The 20752-nt window shown below is 63.3% G+C and carries 17 protein-coding genes; 12 read left to right on the top strand and 5 right to left on the bottom strand.

Annotated features, from left to right (window positions below; genetic code table 11):
* The first annotated feature begins 3 nt into the window (after window positions 1–3).
* Window positions 4–2367 carry an ABC transporter permease gene (locus TM49_RS05150; protein WP_045679819.1) on the top strand — a complete coding sequence of 788 codons (2364 nt, stop codon included), beginning with the start codon at window positions 4–6 and terminating at the stop codon, window positions 2365–2367.
* A gap of 3 nt (window positions 2368–2370) precedes the next feature.
* The gene (locus TM49_RS05145; RefSeq protein WP_045679818.1) at window positions 2371–3576 is read left to right on the top strand and encodes an efflux RND transporter periplasmic adaptor subunit; all 1206 of its coding nucleotides are present in this window, start codon (window positions 2371–2373) and stop codon (window positions 3574–3576) included.
* Between the two features lie 51 nt (window positions 3577–3627).
* On the opposite strand, the gene TM49_RS05140 is transcribed toward TM49_RS05145, so the two are convergent.
* Entirely contained in the window at window positions 3628–4380 is a 753-nt protein-coding gene (locus tag TM49_RS05140; RefSeq protein WP_045679817.1) for a SapC family protein, read from the bottom strand.
* Window positions 4381–4454: 74 nt separating this feature from the next.
* On the bottom strand, window positions 4455–5465 hold the full coding sequence (locus TM49_RS05135) for a LysR family transcriptional regulator (protein ID WP_052699719.1): 1011 nt from the start codon (window positions 5463–5465) through the stop codon (window positions 4455–4457).
* Window positions 5466–5860: 395 nt separating this feature from the next.
* Between TM49_RS05135 and ytfQ the strand changes: the two genes are divergently transcribed.
* The 9 genes from ytfQ to TM49_RS05090 all read left to right on the top strand — a co-directional run bounded on the left by ytfQ (window position 5861) and on the right by TM49_RS05090 (window position 17095).
* Window positions 5861–6811, top strand: coding sequence for a galactofuranose ABC transporter, galactofuranose-binding protein YtfQ (ytfQ, locus tag TM49_RS05130; RefSeq protein ID WP_045679816.1), 951 nt, complete (start codon window positions 5861–5863; stop codon window positions 6809–6811).
* Window positions 6812–6912: 101 nt separating this feature from the next.
* Complete coding sequence (locus tag TM49_RS05125) at window positions 6913–8430, top strand: sugar ABC transporter ATP-binding protein (protein WP_045679815.1); 1518 nt, start codon at window positions 6913–6915, stop codon at window positions 8428–8430.
* On the top strand, window positions 8430–9461 hold the full coding sequence (locus TM49_RS05120) for an ABC transporter permease (RefSeq protein ID WP_045679814.1): 1032 nt from the start codon (window positions 8430–8432) through the stop codon (window positions 9459–9461). Before TM49_RS05125 ends, TM49_RS05120 begins: the two co-directional genes overlap by 1 nt.
* Window positions 9458–10429 (top strand): galactofuranose ABC transporter, permease protein YjfF, encoded by a 972-nt coding sequence (gene yjfF, locus TM49_RS05115; protein WP_045679813.1) that lies wholly within the window; start codon window positions 9458–9460, stop codon window positions 10427–10429. The genes TM49_RS05120 and yjfF overlap by 4 nt, the downstream gene beginning before the upstream one ends.
* A gap of 84 nt (window positions 10430–10513) precedes the next feature.
* A complete protein-coding gene (locus TM49_RS05110; RefSeq protein ID WP_045679812.1) occupies window positions 10514–12172 on the top strand; it encodes a ribulokinase in 1659 nt (552 codons plus the stop codon).
* An 86-nt stretch (window positions 12173–12258) separates the two neighbouring features.
* Window positions 12259–13767 (top strand): L-arabinose isomerase, encoded by a 1509-nt coding sequence (araA, locus tag TM49_RS05105; RefSeq protein ID WP_045679811.1) that lies wholly within the window; start codon window positions 12259–12261, stop codon window positions 13765–13767.
* Between the two features lie 11 nt (window positions 13768–13778).
* Entirely contained in the window at window positions 13779–14471 is a 693-nt protein-coding gene (locus TM49_RS05100) for an L-ribulose-5-phosphate 4-epimerase (RefSeq protein ID WP_045679810.1), read from the top strand.
* 468 nt (window positions 14472–14939) lie between these two features.
* Window positions 14940–16247 (top strand): polysaccharide biosynthesis/export family protein, encoded by a 1308-nt coding sequence (locus TM49_RS05095; RefSeq protein ID WP_244464800.1) that lies wholly within the window; start codon window positions 14940–14942, stop codon window positions 16245–16247.
* 62 nt (window positions 16248–16309) lie between these two features.
* Complete coding sequence (locus tag TM49_RS05090; protein ID WP_045679809.1) at window positions 16310–17095, top strand: metallophosphoesterase; 786 nt, start codon at window positions 16310–16312, stop codon at window positions 17093–17095.
* Window positions 17096–17173: 78 nt separating this feature from the next.
* Here TM49_RS05090 and tal read toward each other — a convergent pair whose 3' ends face one another.
* The 3 genes from tal to TM49_RS05075 all read right to left on the bottom strand — a co-directional run bounded on the left by tal (window position 17174) and on the right by TM49_RS05075 (window position 19890).
* Window positions 17174–18130 (bottom strand): transaldolase, encoded by a 957-nt coding sequence (gene tal, locus TM49_RS05085; protein WP_045679808.1) that lies wholly within the window; start codon window positions 18128–18130, stop codon window positions 17174–17176.
* Window positions 18131–18451: 321 nt separating this feature from the next.
* The gene (locus TM49_RS05080) at window positions 18452–19351 is read right to left on the bottom strand and encodes a methylated-DNA--[protein]-cysteine S-methyltransferase (RefSeq protein ID WP_045679807.1); all 900 of its coding nucleotides are present in this window, start codon (window positions 19349–19351) and stop codon (window positions 18452–18454) included.
* Window positions 19352–19398: 47 nt separating this feature from the next.
* On the bottom strand, window positions 19399–19890 hold the full coding sequence (locus tag TM49_RS05075) for a DUF2244 domain-containing protein (protein ID WP_045679806.1): 492 nt from the start codon (window positions 19888–19890) through the stop codon (window positions 19399–19401).
* 27 nt (window positions 19891–19917) lie between these two features.
* On the opposite strand from TM49_RS05075, the gene nth reads away from it, so the two are divergent.
* Window positions 19918–20649, top strand: coding sequence for an endonuclease III (nth, locus tag TM49_RS05070; RefSeq protein ID WP_045684796.1), 732 nt, complete (start codon window positions 19918–19920; stop codon window positions 20647–20649).
* Window positions 20650–20752 lie beyond the last annotated feature (103 nt).

Genomic DNA, 20752 nt, shown 5'->3' with positions numbered 1-20752 from the left:
GCGATGGCAATCCTCGACCGCAAGCTTTTCCGGGATGTATTGAGGCTCTGGACCCAGCTCCTGGCCGTGGCGCTGGTGCTCGCCTGCGGCGTCGCAACACTGATCATGGCTGTCGGCGTATACCGCTCGCTGATCGAAACCCGCGACACTTTCTACGAGCGCTACCGCTTCGCAGATGTCTTCGCCACCGTCACCCGGGCGCCCGACCACCTTGCCGATGATATACGGGCCATTGATGGGGTGGTGCGCGCGGATTTCCGCGTCATGCGTTCCGTGGTGCTCGATATCACCGGCATGACGATGCCCGCGGCCGGCACCGTGATCTCGACACCCGACACGGGTGAGCCCGAGCTCAACCGGCTCTATATCCGCGTCGGCCGGCTGCCCGATCCCGACCGTATCGGCGAAGTGGCGGTGTCGGAAAATTTTGCCAAGGCACACGGGTTTTCGCCCGGAGATCGGTTTGAAGCCCTGATGAACGGCAAGAAGCGCATGCTCACGATCACCGCCATCGTGCTCTCGCCGGAATATGTCTATGCCATCGGCCCTGGCGACATGGTGCCCGATAGCAAGCGCTACGGCATCCTGTTCATGCCCGCAACCGCGCTGGACGGGATCTTCGACATGGATGGCGCCTTCAACGCAGTATCGCTGGCGCTAAGCCGTAGCGCCAGCGAGGACGCGGTGATCGAGAAGCTCGACACGCTGCTCAAACCCTATGGCGGTATCGGCGCCTATGGGCGTGACCGTCAGATGTCGAACGCCTTCCTGGACGGCGAATTACAGGGCCTGGAGGCCATGGCCTCGATCATCCCGCCGATCTTCCTCGCGGTCGCAGCCTTTCTCGTCAACATGGTACTGTCGCGGCTGGTGACGCTGGAACGCGAACAGATCGGGCTGTTGAAGGCGCTCGGTTTCTCGAGTGCGGTGATCGCCATCCACTACGTCAAGCTGGTGCTCATCATCGCCGTCTTCGGCATTATCATCGGCTGCACGCTCGGAAGCTGGTGGGGGCTCGGCATGACGCGCATCTATGTGCGCTTCTACACCTTCCCCTTCCTCGTTTTCGACTGGAGCCGGGATGTCTACCTCCTGGCAACCGCGGTGGCGACGGGTGCGGCGCTGCTGGGCGCGATCCGGGTGATCTACAAGGCGGCGAGCCTGCCGGCCGCTGTTGCCATGCGCCCGCCCGAACCGGTGCGATACCGGCTCGCCTTTGCGGGACGCTGGCATTGGCCGCAGCTCCTCTCGCAGCTGTCGATCATGGCACTGCGCAATCTCACCCGTTTCCCCGTCCGCGCCGGCATGACGGTGATCGGCATCGCTATGCCTGTTGCACTGCTGACCGTCGGGCTTTCGATGAGTAACTCGATGGATGCGATGATCAAGACGATCTTCTTCGACACAGAGCGCCAGGATGCGACGGTGAACTTCACCGATCCCCAGGCGCCCGAAGCGCTGCTGTCGGTCATGCGATTGCCCGGCGTGATGCGGGCGGAGAGCACCCGCTCCGTGCCCGTTATCGTGCGTAACGGCTACCGGGAAAAACATCTCGCGATCAATGCCGCTGCCGACAGCAATGATCTTTCCCGCGTCGTCAACCGCGATGCGGTGCAGCTCTCGATCCCGCCGGCGGGCCTGATGATCTCTGAGCGTGTGGCCGATACGCTCGGCCTCGCCGTCGGCGACCTTGCGGAGGTCGAACTTGTCAGCCGCAACCATCGGCTGGTGGAATTGCCGGTGACTTCCGTGGTCCAGAGCCTGCTTGGCCTTGCCGTGTTCATGGATGGCGAAGCGCTGGACCGGATGATCGGCGACGGCCGGCGCATCTCCGGCGTCAACATCGCCGTCGATGAAGCGCGCCTCGATGGGTTTTATGCCGCGGTGAAGGCGACGCCGGCGATCGCCAGTGTCGCACTCAACCGCCTCTCGCTCGAAAACTTCCGCCGGAGCATGCGGGAAAACATCGACATCATGTCGTCCGTCTACATCGCTCTGGCGGCCGTCATCACCTTCGGCATTGTCTACAACACCGCCCGCATTCTGCTCTCGGAGCGCGGCCGCGAGCTGGCAAGCCTCAGAGTTCTTGGCTTCTCGCGCGCCGAGGTATCCAGGGTTCTGCTGTTGGAAATCACGGTGCTGCTGGTGCTGTCCCAGCCGATCGGCTGGTTCGTCGGCAACCGGCTTGCGCGCATCGTCGTGGATGGGTTTTCCAGCGATCTTTTCACCATCCCGTTCGAAATCGATCCCAGCAGCTATGCCCGCGCCTCGCTCGTGGTCGTTGTCGCCGGGCTTGTATCAGCGCTGATCGTCCGCCGCCGGATCGACCGGTTCGATCTCGTCGAAGTCCTGAAAACAAGGGAGTGACCCATGGGCAAATGGATCAAGAGAGGACTGCTCGCCCTCGCTGTTCTGGTGGTGATCGGTGGCTTCGTCTATGCGATGCGCGAAAAGCCGATCGCTGTTGATGTCGCGACCGTCGCGGCTGGTCCGATGGCGGTGACCATTCTTCAGGAGGGCAAAACCCGGGTAAAGGATATCTACACCATTCATTCGCCAATGGCCGGCCAGATGCTGAGAACGGCCTTTGACGAGGGAGATGCAGTCGAGGCCGGCAAGAGCGTGGTCGCCCGTATCCTGCCGGCTGAATCGGCGCTCCTCGACCCGCGGACACGCCAGGAACTCCAGGCGACGCGCGATGCCGCGGAAGTGGCTGTGGCGATCGCGGAAGCCGACAGGCTGAAGGCAGCAGCCAGTCTTGAACAGGCCGAAGATCAGTTGCGGCGCTACCGCAACCTCAGCCAGCGCGACACGATTTCGCAGATGGAACTGCAGCAAGCCATCACCGCAGTCGATGTCGCAAGGGCACAGCTCGACGCTGCCGGCGCAACGGTTTCACTGCGCAAGGCCGAGCTGAAGGCGGCAACGGCCCGGCTTTCCGAACCCCGCGCCAATGCCTACGCACCACAGGACGATTGCTGCCTCGATCTTGTATCACCAGCTGACGGCGTCATCCTCGAGATCTATGCCCGCAGCGCGCAGCCGGTTGCGATCGGTGCCAAGATCGCCGATATCGGCGACCCGCGCGATCTCGAAGCGGTCGTCGATCTGCTGTCCACCGATGCGGTCAGGATCAGGCCCGGCACTGCCGCCGATATCGTCGACTGGGGCGGCCCGTCGATCAAGGCCTCCGTCCGGCGCATCGATCCGGCTGCCTATGAGAAGACGTCGGCGCTCGGAATTTCGGAACAGCGGGTCGACGCGATCCTCGACTTCGAAAGCATTCCCGAAGGTCTCGGCAATGCCTTCCGGATCTATGCCCGCCTGGTGATCTGGCAATCCGACGATGTTCGCCAGGTGCCGATTGCCGCGCTCTTCCGCTCCGGTAACGACTGGCAGGTGTTCAGGGTGGTCGATGACAAGGCCGTGCTCACAACCATCGGCGTCGGCCAGATGAATGAGGAGAACGCCGAGGTCTTGGAGGGACTGTCAGCGGGTGATCGTGTCGTCCTGCACCCAAGCGACACGATCGCAGACGGCTCGCCGGTGGCCGAGCGCCGGATCGAAACGCCCTGATCAACCGGGTCGGCCAGGCGTCCCGACGGTTGCTGGAGCGCGCACGATAGCTCAGGCGGTCTTGCTCAGAAGCTGGTTGCGCTCCAGCAGGAGGCTCCAGTTCTGGGCGGAGGCGAGGTGCAGCGCGATCGCGTCGGTCCAGCCCTTCTCGGTCCATTCCTTCAGCGTCTTGGCCGGCAGCGCCCGGTAGCGCTCGACGTCCACGACCTCGAAGCCATCGAGGCGGTAGCGCGTCTTGTCGGGGAATTCCATGTCGGCGTGGCGGGCGACGAGAATCCCCGAATCCTTGATCGCCTTCAGGAAGGCGGCATCCTGGGCCCGATGCTGGTGATAGGCCTCGCAAAGCTGCAGCATCGGCTGCACGGTCGCACTCGGCGTGCCGTCCTCGTTGAAGATCCGCTTGGCGGATGTGTCGGCCCCGATCGGCTTGACGAGCTTGCTCTCGCGGTCGACGGCGAGGTAGCGGGTGTCCTGGTCTGGCGCCTGTACCAGAATGAAGGGGTAGCGGCGGATATAGGCCGGGATATAGGTGCCGGCGGCCCACTTGCCGCCCTTTCCGAGCATCAGGTTCTGGCCTTGGCGAATGCCGATGATCGCCACCGGCGTCGGCCCTTCGGCCTCGATGAAGACGATCGGATAATGGCGCATCGCCGGCATGAATTCGCTGACCGAAAGCGGGATCGCGGTTGCTTCCGAGGTAAAGGAAAAGTCATCCTTGGCGACGATTGCGAGATCCTTGTGGGTCTCGAAGCGCAGCACCTCGGGTTTCTTGTAGAACAGGGGCAATCCCTTCTGTTCGGCCATGCGGTTTCCTCCTGGTCCAATATCCGGTGTTTTCGGCTTCTATCGCCATTTCCCGCCGGCGGCAATGGCCGGCCTCATGGCCAGCGGCCGAGCGTCGCCTCGCGAAAGATCTCAGGCTGCCGGGCAATCTCCCGGTCGATCAGCGACAGCACCCGCTTGACCGGCGGCGGCTGCTCGGCGGAGACGCGCTGGATGATCGAATAGCGCGAGACCTCGATGTTTTCCCGCACCGGCAGCTGGCAGAGACGCGCGCCGAGACGGCCCTCGCGGTGCAGGAAATCGGCGACCGGGCGGGCGACGGCAAAGACGGCATCGCTTTCGGCGATGATCGCCAGGGACAAAAGCGGCGACGTGGTGACGAACACATGCTCGGGCAGCGAAAAACTGTTCGACAGGAGATAGGCCTCGATCGAGCGTCGCATCGGCGAGCCGACCGGCTGCAGGATCCAGTCGTAGTCGAGGCAGTCGCCGATCGAGATCGGGCCCCTGTCGGCGAGCGGATGGCCGAGGCGGGCGATCATGGTGATCGGCTCCACCCCGACCGGATGCATGGTGACGGACTTGGCGTCCATATCCTCCGGCAGCCGGCCGATGTAGAAATCGAGATTGTGCGAGAACAGGCCCTCGGCAAGCCGGTCGCTGGTATCGACCAGCACGGTGAGCTCGATTTCGGGATGATCGCGCCTGAGCGTTTCGACGACCGGCAGCACCAGTTCGATCGCCGGCCCGGTCACGGCGCCGATGCGCACCTGGCCGCGGGCGCCGTCGATGATCTGGGCGATCTCCTGATGGGCGTGGTCGAGCTGGTTGAGGATAATCATCGCCTGGCGCGCCATCGCCTGGCCGACCTCGCTCAGCACCACGCCACGGCCGTGGCGTTCATAGAGCTTGGCGCCGACCGTATATTCCAGTTCCGACAGCAGTCGCGAGGCGGCGGACTGGGTCATGCCGAGCTGGGCGGCTGCTGATGAAATCTGGCCCTTGCGGTCCAGAAGTGCAATCAGGCGCATCTGCGAAAAGCGCAAGCCCCGGCGGATGAATTCGTCCTGGCCTCTGAGGGGTTCGTCGTCGCGCATATCATCCATACCAATTCTGCTATATCTGAAACACGATAAATCATTTGTCGAGACGGGGCGGAATTGCAACTATTCGGCCGTCGCAAGGCCCCGTTCCGGGACAGATGATCTCATGTCATCTTCCGACTTCAGGGGCAACCGGCCGGCACGCGGTGGGAGGAAAAGCCTGCGTTCCGGTCCGATCGGGGACCATGCGATATCGCTGTTTCGTTTCCCGTCCGGCGCCTTGAATTGCGGCGGATGCGGGATCATCCAGCTTGTCGAAACGCCCGTCTGGTGCCGCGCCCTGGCAATCTGCCGCGCGGTGTGACGGGTGAACCGTGACCTTTGCCATTCCGGCAGCCACGGTTGCGTACGGGGCGGTGCCTGCGGCTCGCCGCGTTGTTCCAATGGGAGGACATGATATGAAATCGATACTTTTGACGACCGTTGCGGCGCTTGCCTTTTCGGCCGCCGCCGCGTCCGCGCAGACCGTCGGGTTTTCGCAGATCGGCTCGGAATCCGGCTGGCGCGCGGCGGAAACGACGCTCACCAAACAGCAGGCCGAAGAACGCGGCATCGACCTGAAATTCTCCGATGCCCAGCAGAAGCAGGAAAACCAGATCGCCGCCATCCGCGCCTTTGTCGCGCAGGGCGTCGACGCGATCCTGCTCGCCCCAGTCGTCGCCACCGGCTGGGACAGCGCGCTGGAAGAAGCCAAGGATGCCGAAATTCCGGTCATCCTGCTCGACCGCCAGGTCGACAGCTCCGACGATCTCTACCTGACGGCGGTCGGCTCCAACCTCGTGCATGAGGGCGAAGTGGCCGGCGGCTGGCTGGTCGACACCGTCGGCGATAAGGATTGCCGCGTCGTCGAGCTGCAGGGCACGACCGGCTCCTCGCCGGCAATCGACCGCGCAACCGGCTTCCGCAACGCCATCGATGGTCATTCCAACATCGAGATCGTTCGCAGCCAGACCGGCGACTTCACTCGTTCGCAGGGCAAGGAAGTCATGGAAAGCTTCCTGCAGGCCGAAAACGGCGGCGCCGACATCTGCGCGCTCTATGCGCATAATGACGACATGGCCGTCGGCGCCATCCAGGCGATCAAGGAAGCCGGCCTCAAGCCCGGTTCCGACATTCTCGTCGTTGCGATCGACGGCGTGCCGGACTTCTTCCAGGCGATGGCCGCCGGCGAGACCAACGCCACGGTGGAACTGACGCCGAACATGGCCGGCCCCGCCTTCGACGCGCTTGCCGCGTACTGGAAGGACGGCACCATGCCGCCGAAATTCATCCAGACGGAATCGAAGCTCTATACCCAGGCTGACGATCCGAAGGGTGAATACGAGCGCCGCAAGGGTCTCGGCTACTAAGTCCCGCCTCAGGATGCGGCCGGGGGCGACGATCGCCTCCGGCCGTCTCGGACCGCGCGCCGAGGCCTTTCCTCCGACCGCGCAACCGATGGTGCTCCGCAATGCTTCTGACCATTCAAAATCTCACCAAGACCTTCGTCGGCATGAAGGCGCTCGACGATGTCGGTTTCGAGCTTGAGGCCGGCGAGGTCCACGCCCTTCTCGGCGAAAACGGTGCCGGCAAGTCCACCTTGATCAAAAGCCTCACCGGCGCCTATAGCCGCGACGAAGGCACGATCACGCTCGAGGGGCGCACGATCTCCCCCCGTTCGACGCTGGAAGCCCAGGAACTGGGCATCGGCACGGTCTACCAGGAGGTGAATCTCCTGCCGAACCTGACGGTCGCCCAGAACCTGACCTTCGGTCGCGAACCGCGCCGCTTCGGCATCATCGACGGCCGCGCCATGCGCCGCGAGGCGGAGGCGATGCTTGAGGGCTACGGCCTCGATATCGATGTCTCGCACGACCTTGGAAACTATTCGGTCGCCGTGCAGCAGATTGTCGCGATCGCGCGTGCAGTCGCGCTCTCCGGCAAGGTGCTGATCCTCGACGAACCGACCGCCAGCCTCGACACCCGTGAGGTGGAGATGCTGTTCGATGTCGTGCGCAAGCTGCGCGACCAGGGCCTCGGCATCATCTTCGTCTCGCACTTTCTCGATCAGGTGTTCGCGTTGACCGACCGGGTAACCGTGCTGCGCAACGGCCGCAAGATCGTGACGGAGAAGACCGCCGAACTCGACCGCGTGCGCCTGATCGCCCACATGCTCGGTCGGGAACTCGACGAAGAGGAAGAAAATGCCGCCCGGCGCGCAACGGCGGGCCGCGTTGGCAGCGAGCCGCTGCTCAGCTTCCGCAATCTCAGCCGCCGCAACTATGTCGAACCTTTCGATCTCGACATCCATCGCGGTGAGGTCGTCGGCCTTGCCGGCCTGCTCGGCTCCGGTCGCACCGAAACCGCGCAGCTCGTCTTCGGCGTCAAGACCACCCAGACCGGCACGATTTCGGATGACAAGGGCAAGCTCGGCATCGCCAGTCCGCGCGATGCGATCGCCGCCGGCTTCGGCTTTGCGCCGGAGGACCGCAAGACCGACGGCATTATCGCCGACCTTTCGGTCCGGGAGAATATCGCGCTGGCGCTTCAGGCCCGGCGCGGCTGGGCACGGCCGATCAGCCGTGCCGAGCAGGACCGGCTCGCATCGGAATACATCCAGAAGCTCGATATTCGCACCTCGAGTGCCGAAAAACCGGTCGGCGAACTCTCCGGTGGCAATCAGCAGAAGGTGGTGCTGGCCCGCTGGCTTGCGATGAACCCGCGTTTTCTCATCCTCGATGAACCGACGCGCGGCATCGATGTCGGTGCCCATGCCGAAATCCTGCATCTCATCCGCGACATCACCGCCGAGGGCATGGCGATCCTGATCATCTCCTCGGAGCTTGATGAACTGATCTCGATTTCCGACCGCGTCATCGTGGTTCGCGATCGCCGCCATGTCGCGGAGCTGACGGGATCGGAGATCGCCTCTGAAAACATCGTCAAGGCGATTGCCTCGTCTGGCGAGAAGGAAAGGGAGGCTGTCTGATGCCTGCGGGATTGAAACGCATTATACCGCAGCTGATCACGCTCGCCTTCCTGGTGGCGCTGGTCAGCCTGTTCTTCCCGACCTTCCTGCAGGTCGACTATTCCGCCGGACGCTTCGTCGGGCCGGTGGTCGACGTGCTGAAGCGCGGCGCACCGGTGGCGCTGCTCGCCATCGGCATGACACTGGTGGTGGCGACCCGCGGCATCGACCTTTCGGTGGGCACGGTGATCGCGATCACCGGGGCGGTCGCCGCCTCCAGCATCGTTGCCGGCTACGGCGTGTTCGCGGCGATCGCCACGGCAATCGTTGCCGGGCTGATTGCAGGTCTCTTCAACGGCGTCCTGGTCTCCTTCATCGGCATCCAGCCGATCGTCGCCACGCTGATCCTGATGATCTCGGGACGAGGCATCGCCCAGCTGATCACCGAGGGGCGCATCCTCACCTTCAATCTTCCGGAATTCGCCTTTCTGGGCTCCGGCGCCGTTCTCGGCATACCGGTTCCGGTCTGGATCTGGGTGCTGGCCGCAGCGCTCGTCATTCTGCTTGTCCGGCGCACCGCGCTCGGCCTGCTGATCGAGGCGATCGGCGTCAACATGAAGGCGAGCACGCTTGCCGGCGTCAATGCGCGCGTGCTGCTGCTCGCCGTCTACATGGCCTCGGGCTTCTGCGCAGCCCTCGCCGGCATCATCGTCACCGCCGATATCCGCGGAGCCGATGCCAACAATGCCGGGCTCTGGCTCGAGCTGGATGCGGTGCTTGCCACCGTCATCGGCGGCAATTCGCTGCTTGGCGGACGGTTCTCGATCTCGGCATCGGTGATCGGCGCGATGATCATCCAGACCATCGACACCGGCATCCTGCTGGCGGGCTTTCCATCGGAATACAATCTCGTCATCAAGGCGGTGCTGGTGGTCATCATCCTGGTGCTGCAATCGCCCAACATCACCGGCGACCTGAAATTCCTGCGCCAGCAGATGCTGCGCCGGCGCGGCGGAGAACGGGCGGCACCGGCCCGGGAGGCAGGCAAATGAGAAACCCGCGTCTTTACCCGCTCTATGCGACGATCGCGATCTTCATCCTCGCCTATGCGGTCTGCTACATCCAGTTTCCCTTCATGCTGTCGACCCGCGTGGCCGGGAACCTTCTGACCGACAACGCCTATCTCGGCATCGTCGCGGTCGGCATGACGGTGGTGATCCTGTCCGGCGGCATCGACCTTTCCGTCGGTTCGGTGATCGCGTTCTCCGGCGTGTTCATTTCGGTTCTGCTGCGCGATACCGGACTGCATCCGCTGATCGTCTTCGCCCTGCTGCTGGTGATCACCACACTGTTTGGCGCGGCGATGGGCTGGCTGATCCACACTTTGGGCATGCCGGCCTTTATCGTCACGCTCGCCGGCATGTTTTTGGCGCGCGGTGTGGCCTACATGCTGACCATCGATTCCGTGCCGATCGACAATGAATTCTTCAAGATGCTGCAGAAGGCCTATTGGGTCCTGCCCGGCAAGGGTCGGTTGACGCTGATCGGCATCATTATGCTGCTCGCCTTCGTCATCGGCCATTTCGTCGCCCACAAGACCCGTTTCGGCGCCAATGTCTTCGCGCTTGGCGGCGGCGAGAACACGGCCCGGCTGATGGGCTCGCGTATCGGCCGCACGACGGTGATGATCTATGCCTTTTCCGGCCTGATGGCAGGGCTTTCCGGCATTGTCTTCGCGATCTACACCGGTTCAGGCTATCCGCTTGCGACCGTCGGCACCGAGCTGACCGCGATCGCGACGGTGGTGATTGGCGGCACGCTTCTCACCGGCGGCGCCGGATATGTCTTCGGCACGCTGTTCGGCGTGTTGACCATGGGCCTGATACAGACCTACATCGTCTTCGACGGCACGCTTTCGAGCTGGTGGACGAAGATGGCGATCGGTATCCTGCTGCTCCTGTTCATCATGCTGCAGAAGGGCCTGCTCAGGCTCACCGTGGCCAGAACACAGGCGGCTTGAGGCTGAAACGGAAAACATCGCCGACGCGATCCAGCCCGGCGGCGATCTCGAAGAAAACGAAGACTGGACAGGACGAGGAATTCCATGTTCTCCATCGGCATTGACTACGGGACCAATTCAGTGCGCGCGCTCGTGGTGGGCACGGACGACGGTTTCGAATACGGCACCCATGTCTACAACTATCCAAGCGGCGACCAGGGCGTGCTGCTCGATCCCGCCGACCCGCTGCTCGCCCGGCAGAGCCCGGCCGACTATCTGGAAGGCCTGGAAGCCAGCATTCGCGGCGCCCTTGCCGAAGCGGCCAAGCACGAGAAATTCGATACGTCGAAGGTGATCGGCATCGGCGTCGATACCACCGGCTCGAGCCCACTCCCCGTCGACGCCGAGAACCGGGCGCTGGCCATGGATCCGCGCTTTACCGACAACCTCAACGCCTATTGCTGGCTCTGGAAGGACCATACCAGCTGGCGCGAGGCTCAGAAGATCACGGCACTCGGCAAGGCCGAACGCCCCGAATACCTCGCCATGGTCGGCGACACCTATTCGTCGGAATGGTGGTGGTCGAAGATCTGGCACTGCCTCAATGTCGACCGCGACGTCTTCGACGCCGCCTATTCCTGGGTCGAGCTCGCCGACTGGATTCCTTCCGTTCTCGCTGGCGTCAAGGCCTCGTCCGAGATCAAACGCGGCGTCTGCGCCGCCGGCCACAAGGGCCTCTACAATCCGAAATGGGGCGGACTGCCGGACAAGGAATTCTTGGGCCAGCTCGATCCCGCGATCGCTGACCTTCGCGACCGGCTCTATGACACCGCCCAGGACATTTCGGTTCCAGCCGGCACGCTTTCGCCTGAATGGGCCGAGAAGCTCGGCCTGCCGGAAGGCATTGCGATCGCCACCGGCGCCTTCGACAACCATCTGGGTTCGATCGGCTGCGGCATCGAAGCGGGCATGCTGGTCAAGGTCATCGGAACGTCGACCTGCGACTGCGCCATCGTCGATCTTTCGAAGTCCGACACCATCCCCGGTGTCTGCGGCATCGTCGAGGGCTCGATCCTGCCGGGCTTCTACGGCATCGAGGCCGGACAATCGGCGGTCGGCGACATCTTCAAGTGGTGGGTTGAGCGCGTCTGCGGCGGCGGCCCCGCCATGCACGACCAGCTTTCCGCCGAGGCGAGCACGATGAAGCCCGGCCAGAGCGGCCTGATCGCGCTCGACTGGAACAACGGCAACCGCACCATCCTCGTCGACCAGCGCCTCACCGGCCTGATCCTCGGCCAGACGTTGTATACCACCCGCGCCGAGATCTACCGCGCGCTTGTGGAGGCGACCGCCTTCGGAGCGCGCGCCATCGTCGAGCGGATGACCGATTACAGTGTGCCGATCGACAAGGTCGTCTGCGCCGGTGGCATCGCCGAAAAGAACCCGATGCTGATGCAGGTCTATGCCGACGTGATGAACCGCACCATGCTGGTGACCCGTTCGGCCCAGACCTGCGCGCTGGGTGCCGCGATCGCCGCGGCCTCCGTCGCCGGTGCCCATGAGAGCATCGAAGTGACCACCAAGGCGATGACCGGGCTGAAGGATATCCGTTACGATCCCATTCCCGAAAACGTCGCGGTCTATGAGCAGCTCTATGGCCTCTATCTCACGCTTCATGACGGCTTTGGCGGCATCACCCGCGATTCCGACCTTTCGCGGGTCATGAAGGACCTGATCGACATCCGGGATGCGGCGCGCGCCTGAGCGCGCCGAACCCTTTCGGCGTCGCGCCCGCGACGCCTTCAAATGAAAGAAGGCGCATCCCCAGGCGCCACAGTGGAGGAATGACAATGATTGGCCTGAAACCCCTCAAGATCTGGTTCGTCTGCGGCTCACAGCATCTCTATGGCCCGGAAACGCTGGCCGAGGTCGACCGGCAGTTCAACACCATCGCCGCGACGCTTTCCAAGGAAGGCGGCCTGCCGCTCGAAATCGTGCCGCAGCCGGTGATCAAGAGCCCGGCCGAGGCGACCGACCTTGCCGTGCGCGCCAACGCCGATCCCGAATGCGGCGGGCTGATCCTGTGGATGCACACCTTCTCGCCATCGAAGATGTGGATCCGGGCGCTCTCGCTCCTCAACAAGCCGTTCATGCATCTCCACACCCAGTTTGCCCGCGAACTGCCGTGGGACACGATCGACATGGACTACATGAACCTGAACCAGGCCGCCCATGGCGACCGCGAGGCGGGTTTCATCCACACCCGGATGCGTCTCGGCCGCAAGGTCGTCGCTGGCCACTGGACGGATAGCGAGGTTCACGCCCGCATCGATGCCTGGATGCGCGCCGCCCGCGCCTGGGACGACTGGCAGGGCGCCCGCTTCTGCCGCTTCGGCGACAACATGCGCGAAGTGGCCGTCACCGAGGGCGACAAGGTCGCCGCCGAGATGAAACTCGGCTTCTCCGTCAACGGTTACGGCATCATGGACCTTGTCGACGTGATGGCGACGCTTTCCGACAGCGACGTCGCCGATCTCGCGGCGAGCTACGAGCGCGAATACAATGTCGTCGACGTGCTGAAACGAGGCGGCGATCGCCATGACAGCCTGCTGAACGCGGCCCGCCAGGAACTCGGCCTGAAGACCTTCATGGAAGCCGGCGGCTTCAAGGGGTTCACCGATACCTTCGAGGACCTGCACGGCATGGAAACGCTGCCGGGCATGGCGACCCAGCGGATGATGGGCGCCGGTTACGGCTTTGCCGGCGAGGGCGACTGGAAGACGGTGGCGCTGGTGCGCGCGCTGAAGGTGATGGGCCACGGCATGAGCGGCGCCACCTCCTTCATGGAGGACTATACCTACCACATGGCGCCCGGCCACGAGCAGGTGCTCGGCTCCCACATGCTGGAAATCTGCCCGTCGATTGCCGATGGCAAGCCCAACATCGAGATCCACCCGCTCGGCATTGGCGGCAAGGCCGATCCGGTGCGCATGGTCTTCAACGCCAAGCTCGGCCCGGCGCTGAACGCCAGCCTGATGGACATGGGCAACCGCTTCCGCCTGCTGGTCAACGAGGTGACCTCGGTCGAGCATCCGGATCTGCCGAAACTGCCGGTTGCCCGCGCGGTCTGGGAATGCAAGCCTGACTTCAAGACGGCGCTTGCCGCCTGGATCCTCGCCGGCGGCGCCCATCACACCGCCTATTCGAACGACGTGACCACCGAAATGCTGGACGATTTCGCCACCATGGCCGGCATCGAGCTCGCCGTCATCAACGACGACACCACGCTCGATCGGTTCAAACAGGATCTCAGGAACAACGAGATCTACTGGCATCTCGGCCTCGGCATCAAGGCCTGAAGGAGAGCATGATGTATACGGAAATCCGGCGCGAGGCCTATGAAGCAAACCTCGCGCTGCCGAAACACGGGCTGATCAACCTCACCTTCGGCAATGCCAGTGCCGCCGATCGCGACAAGGGCGTGTTCGCGATCAAGCCGAGCGGCGTCGACTATGACGAACTGTCTCCGGACAACATGGTCATCGTCGATTTCGAAGGGCGGATCGTGGAGGGCAATCTCAGGCCCTCCTCCGACACGCCGACGCATCGCAAGCTGCTGCTCGCCTTCGAGGGGATCGGCGGCGTGGTGCACACCCATTCGACCCATGCCACGGCGTTCGCCCAGGCCGGCCGCGCCATCCCCAATTTCGGCACCACCCATGCCGATTACTTTTATGGTGAAATTCCGGTTACCAGGAAGATGACGCCCGAGGAGATCGCCTCGGCCTATGAATGGGAAACCGGCAATGTCATCGTCGAGCGCTTTGAAGGCCTGAACCCGCTGGACTTCCCCGGCGTGCTGGTCAACCGCCATGCGCCCTTCACCTGGGGCAAGACGGTGGCCAAGGCCGTCGAGGTCGCCGTGGCGGTCGAATGCATCGCCGATATGGCGTTGATGTCGATGCAGCTCAATCCCGGCCTTCAGGCGATCGAGCAGGAGCTGCTCGACAAGCACTTCCTGCGCAAGCACGGCGCCAACGCCTATTACGGCCAGACCAAGTAGGTGACCGCATTCCGCTCCGCAAAGGCCGGCATTTGCCGGCCTTTTTTGTGCCGTAAAACTGTCGCTTCCGGGTGACACCTGGTCGAAATGACTCCGCTTGGCGCGCTCAGCCTGTTGTCACCCCCATGAGCGCCCGGTACCTTAGTTTACGGTAATTTAGAAAGTCGGTCGTATAGCTTGATCGACAATGGGCAGTTTGGTATCAATTTGCCGCTGCCACAAAGAAAAAGAATGGGTGCTCAATTTGCGACCGGGTAGGGTCGCATGCCGTGTTTCTGCGTAGGCCCTTATTTCAGCGGGCCATGTGTTCTCAGTTCTCGGTCTTTTGTAACTCTGTGTTTTTGTATTGTGTTTGGCCGGATCTAACCAGGCAGCCAACAGATTTGGATTATTGAGTTGAAGAAGCAACCAGAACTGCTTTTCCCAACGGGCCGTTTCGGCCCGCCGTCGCGTATCCTGGCGGTTTTCATGCTTTCGGTCGCCCTGACCGGCTGCAGTTTTCTCTATTACAGCCCCGGCGTGCAGCAGGAGGTGACGGAGACCACCGAGGTCAACGTCGTGCCGCTCAACGCCGATGCCGTGGCGCTCGCCAATGCCTCGCCCTACACGCCGCGCAAGCTGCCGGCGGTCTTCTCCCAGGTCGCGGATGTTCCGAACGCCAACAGCCCCGGCCTGGAGTCGGTTGCGCCCTATCGGCAGCAGCAGCGCCCGCGGTCGATCTCGACCCGCCTGCCCGAGCCGAAGACGCCGCCGCCCTATCGGATCGGGGTTGGCGACATCGTCATGCTCGCGACGCCGGATTCGCAGAACGTCGTCTACGAAATCAACGGGCTTCTGGCGGCCCAGAGCAGCCGCCAGGGCTATACCGTGCAGGACGACGGCGCCGTCGCCATTCCGAATGTCGGCCGCGTCGTGATTTCCGGCATGACACTGGCGGAAGCACAGAACGAACTCTTCAACAAGTTCGTCGAAAGCCAGATCGAGCCGTCCTTCAGCCTCGAGATATCCGAGTTCCGCTCGCAGAAGATCTCTGTCGACGGCTCGGTGCGCCAGCCGATGCTGGAGCCGATCACGCTGACGCCGCTCTATCTCGATGATGCTATCACCGCCGCCGGCGGCATAGCCTCGTCGGCGAACAGCGGTCCGGCCTCGATCGATCTCAGCACCGTCGCGATCAAGCTTTACCGTGGTGGCGAGACCTACCAGATTCCGGCCAGCACGCTGTTCGGCAAGAGCGGCGGTCCGAAGGTGCTGCTGCAGGATGGCGACCGCGTTTACGTCGACGATCAGTACCCGCTGGAACTTGCCGGCGGCTATCTCGACCAGCAGATCAAGCTGACCGATTTCTACCGCTCCTCGCTTGAGGAAGAGCGCAGCAATTTCGAGGCCAAGATGAACCTCGATGCGGTCGACCGCGATTATGTCTACCGCTTCGGCGAAGTCACCAAGCAGGGCCGCTTCCCGCTGCCCTTCGAACGCACCGCCTCGCTTGCCGACGTGCTGTTCGATGATGGCGGGATCGACCGCATTACCGGCGATGTCCGCCGCATCTATGTGTTGCGTCGTGAGCCCTATGGACCGAAGCCGGATACCGTCACCGCCTACGCCCTCAACGCGCAGAATGCGCCGAAGCTGATCCTCGCCACCCAGTTCGAGATGCGCCCGGACGACATCGTCTTCGTCGCAACCCATCCGATCTCCGACTGGAACCGCGTGATCTCGCAGCTTCTGCCCTCGTTCACCGTGGTCGGGACGACGGACAGGCTGTTCAACTAGAATGGCAAGCCCTTTCGTCCGCGCCACAAAGGCGCGGACGGCCTGACGATGAGAGTATAGCGATGAAGGCCCTTCGACGCCTGTTCAAATCCGCGCCGCCTCCACCGCCACCGCCGCCACCCTTTCGCGGCGACCTTCCCCGGCCCGACCAGCCCTTCGCCGTGATCGGCGATATTCACGGCTGTCGTGGCCACCTCGAAAAGCTCTGGGCCCGCCTCGACCGCGAGGCGCCGAGCGCGCGGATCGTCCATGTCGGCGACTATGTGGACCGTGGCGAGCATTCCGCCGATGTGCTGCGCATGCTGTTCCGGCGCGAACGCGAGCAGGGCGACATCGTCTGCCTGACGGGCAATCACGAGCAGATGTTTCTCGATTTCCTTGAAGACCCGGCGGGAAAGGGCAAGCGCTGGCTGCAGTTCGGCGGCCTGCAGACGCTCGCGAGCTTCGGCCTCAGCGGCATCGGCGATGCCGTCGGCACCCGCGACTACAGCCAGATCCGCGATGCCGTCCTGGTAGCGCTCGGCGAGGAAATGACCGCCTGGCTGAAGGCGCTGCCGCTGTCATGGCAGAGCGGCAACCTCGCCGTTGTCCATGCCGGCGCCGATCCGCGCCTGCCGATTGCCGAACAGCCGCCGCAAAACCTCACATGGGGCCACAGGGCCTTCGGCGCGCTACCGCGCCGCGACGGGCTCTGGATCGTCCACGGACACACCGTGGTGCCGATGCCATCGATGTCGAACGGCATCATTTCGCTCGACACCGGCGCCTATGCCTCCGGCCGCCTCACCGCCGCCATTCTGCGGCCCGACCGCGAGGTCGAATTCATCCAGGTGGATGCCGGCGGCTGAGCCGCCTCGCACTTTGCACCGCATGAAAAAGGCCGGCGCGAAATGCGCCGGCCTTCTCTATATCTGCGGATGGAAGCCTCAGGCGTCCAATGCTTCGGCGACGCGCTTGCGCAGCTTGCCGAGGTCGACGGCGAAGTTGCGGATGCCTTCGGCGAGCTTTTCCGTCGCCATCGCGTCTTCGTTCAGCATCCAGCGGAAGGTCTTTTCGTCCATCTCGACCTTGGGCTCGGCCTCGAAGGTTTCCGGCGAAAGCTTGCGCGGCAGGTCACTCTGGTCGGCGGCAAGTTCTTCCAGAAGGTTCGGCGCGATCGTCAGGCGGTCGCAACCGGCAAGGCCTTCGATCTCGCCGATATTGCGGAACGAGGCACCCATGACGACGGTGGAGATGCCGTTCGCCTTGTAATAGTTGTAGATCGCCCGGACCGACAGAACGCCGGGATCGGTTTCTGTGGTGTAATTCTCGCCCGTGGACTTCTTGTACCAATCGAGGATGCGGCCGACGAAGGGCGAAATCAGGAAGGCGCCGGCATCGGCGCAGGCAATCGCCTGAGCCTTGGAGAAGAGCAGCGTCAGATTGCAGTCGATGCCCTCCTTCTGCAGCACTTCGCAGGCGCGAATGCCTTCCCAGGTGGAGGCGAGCTTGATGAGGATCCGCTCGCGGCCGATGCCACGATCCTCGTAAGCCTTGATGATTTCATGCGCCTTGGCGATGGAAGCCTCGGTGTCGAAGGAGAGGTCGGCATCGACCTCGGTCGAGACGCGGCCGGGCACGAGCTTCACCAGAGCCTCGCCGACATCGATGGCGAGACGGCTTGCGACAGCATCCACAACGCCGTCCTTGGCGCCGCCCTGCGACTTGCCCCATTTGATGGCGTCGGCGAAGGCATCGTCGAACATGTCGGTCGAAAGCGCCTTCAGCACGATGCTGGGATTGGTGGTGCAATCGACGGGCTTCAGCTTTTCGACAGCACGGATGTCGCCGGTATCGGCGACGACCGTCGTCATTTCGCGCAATTGGTCAAGTTTCGATGCCATGATACTCATCCTTCGTTTTCCGGGCCCGCGGCTGAGCGCCTGCAGGCCGCCCTGAACAGAATTCCTTCAAGCGCCTTTCCCGTCGACATCAGCCGACCGGCTCTGCCTCTCCCGCGGGCGTCCGGCCCTTGCCGAGGAAGCCGCGCGCTTGGCGCCAAGAGACTGTTTGCAAACATCGACGCCGGACGCAAGCGCACTCTTTGCCGTTTCGCCGTCGCCGGCAGTGGCAAAGTGCGGCTTCGGCCGGCAATGCAACATATCAATCGATTTAGGAGGCCATTTGACCCGGCTCAAGGGGGAAGCAAAAAAGTTGAACGGGCCTCAGTCCTGCCCGGCTTCCCAGCCAAGCATGGCGCGCTTGCGGGTGATGCCCCAGTGATAACCGGTCAACGCACCGGTCTTGCCGAGCGCACGGTGGCACGGGACGACGAAGGAAATCGGATTGCGGCCGATCGCAGCACCCACGGCGCGCGAGGCGGAGGGTCGGCCGATCTCGCCGGCGATGTCGGAATAGGTCTTCGCCCGCCCAAGCGGGATCTTCAGCAGGCTTTCCCAGACCTGTACCTGAAAGTCAGTCCCGATCAGCACGACCTTCAGCGGTTGGTCCTCGCACCAGCGCGCCGGATCGAAGATCCGCTGAGAAAAGCCCGCCGTCATCGCGCTGTCCTCGACATAGCGCGCCTCCGGCCAGCGCGACATCATGTCGGCAAGGGCCGTCTGCTCCTCGCCGGTGTCAGCAAAAGCGAGGCCCGCCAGACCGCGCTCCGTCACCATGACCAGTGCGACACCGAAGGGGCAGGGGTGAAAGCCGTAGCGCATGACGAGCCCGGCGCCGCGCGCCTTCCATTCGCCGGGCGACATCGCCTCGTGGGTCACGAAGAGATCATGCAGGCGGCCGGGTCCGGAAAGGCCGAGTTCATAGGAGGCTTCCAGCAACGGCATCCGCTCCGCGCCCAGAAGCCGCTTGGCATGGTCGAGGGTAACGGCCTGCAGGAAGGCCTTCGGCGACAGCCCGGCCCAGCGGGTGAACACCTTCTGCAGCACCGTCGGTGACATGTTCAGCCGCGCCGCAATCGCCTCCAGCCCCGGCTGATCGCGATAGTCCTCGCTGATGAGGGCGATCACCCGGCTGATGGTTTCGTAGTCCGTGCCTGTCGGCGTGTTTTCGACTGCGTCTGCGGCAATCCTGTCGAGCTTCATGGTTCCGCGCTCCTTCTTCATCGCCGAAGAAAGCACCGTTTTATCGGCGATAACCACCCGTTTCCTGATCAGATGCGCTGTTTCACCGTCGCCAGTGCCTGCCGGAAGGCTCTTGCGAAGCTTTCGCGATCGTCCGGGTTCAGAAAGGCGCCCATTTCGGTGCGCCGACCTTCGCCGGCAAGCGTCATCCGGGTGATGCCGAATTCGTCGTGACGATCGACGGAAAAACGCGCCCAGAACGGATTGAAATGCGCTTCCGACCGCCGGCCGGACGGCGCGACCTTGGTGACCGAGACATTGAGCCGCGAGACCGAGACATGCTCGCGAGCCCGTGCGGCGCGATAGGAAACGCGGAAGGCGACATAGACCGCGGCAAAGGTCGCCCCGCAATAAAGCGCGATCGGCCAGGCGCCATGGGCGGCAAACCAGAGCGCGTTCGGCGCAAAGCCGAGGGCAATGAGGGTGAGAAACACGCGAAAACCCTTGCGCCCCAGCGAACGATGGGGGAAAAGTTCAGCCGAAAACACCGGCTTGTCTTCAAGCGCATTCAGATCGGTCATGACTGAGCGGGCCAGGTTAAGATGAAAATGACAAAAGCCAAGCCTCAAGTGAGCACCCAAAGACGCAAAAAGTCAAACCCGGCAAGGCTTACAGCCTATTCGGAAGACGAGATCCGCGAGATCTTCCGGCGCTTCTCCATCCAGCGTCCGGAGCCGAAGGGCGAGCTCGAGCACACCAACCCCTTCACGCTTCTGGTCGCCGTGGCGCTTTCGGCGCAGGCCACCGATGTCGGCGTCAACAAGGCGACGCGGGCGCTGTTCGCCGTTGCCGATACGCCGGGAAAGATGGTGAATCTCGGCGAGGAGCGGCTGATCTCCTATATCAAGACCATCGGGCTCTACCGCAACAAGGCCAAGAACGTCATCGCGCTCAGCCAGAAGCTGATCGCCGAATTCGGTGGCGAGGTACCCCGCTCCCGCGAAGCGCTGGTGAGCCTGCCGGGCGTCGGCCGCAAGACCGCAAACGTGGTGATGTCGATGGCCTTCGGCGAAGCGACGATCGCGGTCGATACCCACATCTTCCGCATCGCCAACCGCCTGGGCCTCGCCCCCGGCAAGACGCCGGACGCGGTGGAGGCGAAGCTCGAAAAGATCATCCCGCCGGAATATCTGTTCCATGCCCACCACTGGCTGATCCTGCACGGCCGCTATGTCTGCAAGGCCCGCAAGCCCGACTGCCCGGCCTGCGTGATCGCCGATATCTGCAAGGCCGCCGAGAAGACCAGCGAAATGCCGGCGCCGTGGGTGCCACTTGCGTAAGCAATGTTTCACGTGAAAACATGGTTAATCCGAGATCAAGCGCACCGCTTGCGAAGGCCTGCCTCGACACGTAAAACCTGAGGGGAATCATCCGAGGGAGCTG

Source organism: Martelella endophytica, from assembly GCF_000960975.1.
Lineage (GTDB): Bacteria > Pseudomonadota > Alphaproteobacteria > Rhizobiales > Rhizobiaceae > Martelella > Martelella endophytica.
This window is presented reverse-complemented; position numbering and strand designations above follow the sequence as displayed.

What these genes read in the sequence shown, in the direction of transcription:
- TM49_RS05150 (WP_045679819.1), top strand. Translation starts at nt 4, where the DNA reads ATGGCAATCCTCGACCGCAAGCTTTTCCGGGATGTATTGAGGCTCTGG.
- TM49_RS05145 (WP_045679818.1), top strand. Translation starts at nt 2,371, where the DNA reads ATGGGCAAATGGATCAAGAGAGGACTGCTCGCCCTCGCTGTTCTGGTG.
- TM49_RS05140 (WP_045679817.1), bottom strand. Translation starts at nt 4,380, where the DNA reads ATGGCCGAACAGAAGGGATTGCCCCTGTTCTACAAGAAACCCGAGGTG.
- TM49_RS05135 (WP_052699719.1), bottom strand. Translation starts at nt 5,465, where the DNA reads ATGGATGATATGCGCGACGACGAACCCCTCAGAGGCCAGGACGAATTC.
- ytfQ (WP_045679816.1), top strand. Translation starts at nt 5,861, where the DNA reads ATGAAATCGATACTTTTGACGACCGTTGCGGCGCTTGCCTTTTCGGCC.
- TM49_RS05125 (WP_045679815.1), top strand. Translation starts at nt 6,913, where the DNA reads ATGCTTCTGACCATTCAAAATCTCACCAAGACCTTCGTCGGCATGAAG.
- TM49_RS05120 (WP_045679814.1), top strand. Translation starts at nt 8,430, where the DNA reads ATGCCTGCGGGATTGAAACGCATTATACCGCAGCTGATCACGCTCGCC.
- yjfF (WP_045679813.1), top strand. Translation starts at nt 9,458, where the DNA reads ATGAGAAACCCGCGTCTTTACCCGCTCTATGCGACGATCGCGATCTTC.
- TM49_RS05110 (WP_045679812.1), top strand. Translation starts at nt 10,514, where the DNA reads ATGTTCTCCATCGGCATTGACTACGGGACCAATTCAGTGCGCGCGCTC.
- araA (WP_045679811.1), top strand. Translation starts at nt 12,259, where the DNA reads ATGATTGGCCTGAAACCCCTCAAGATCTGGTTCGTCTGCGGCTCACAG.
- TM49_RS05100 (WP_045679810.1), top strand. Translation starts at nt 13,779, where the DNA reads ATGTATACGGAAATCCGGCGCGAGGCCTATGAAGCAAACCTCGCGCTG.
- TM49_RS05095 (WP_244464800.1), top strand. Translation starts at nt 14,940, where the DNA reads ATGCTTTCGGTCGCCCTGACCGGCTGCAGTTTTCTCTATTACAGCCCC.
- TM49_RS05090 (WP_045679809.1), top strand. Translation starts at nt 16,310, where the DNA reads ATGAAGGCCCTTCGACGCCTGTTCAAATCCGCGCCGCCTCCACCGCCA.
- tal (WP_045679808.1), bottom strand. Translation starts at nt 18,130, where the DNA reads ATGGCATCGAAACTTGACCAATTGCGCGAAATGACGACGGTCGTCGCC.
- TM49_RS05080 (WP_045679807.1), bottom strand. Translation starts at nt 19,351, where the DNA reads ATGAAGAAGGAGCGCGGAACCATGAAGCTCGACAGGATTGCCGCAGAC.
- TM49_RS05075 (WP_045679806.1), bottom strand. Translation starts at nt 19,890, where the DNA reads ATGACCGATCTGAATGCGCTTGAAGACAAGCCGGTGTTTTCGGCTGAA.
- nth (WP_045684796.1), top strand. Translation starts at nt 19,918, where the DNA reads ATGACAAAAGCCAAGCCTCAAGTGAGCACCCAAAGACGCAAAAAGTCA.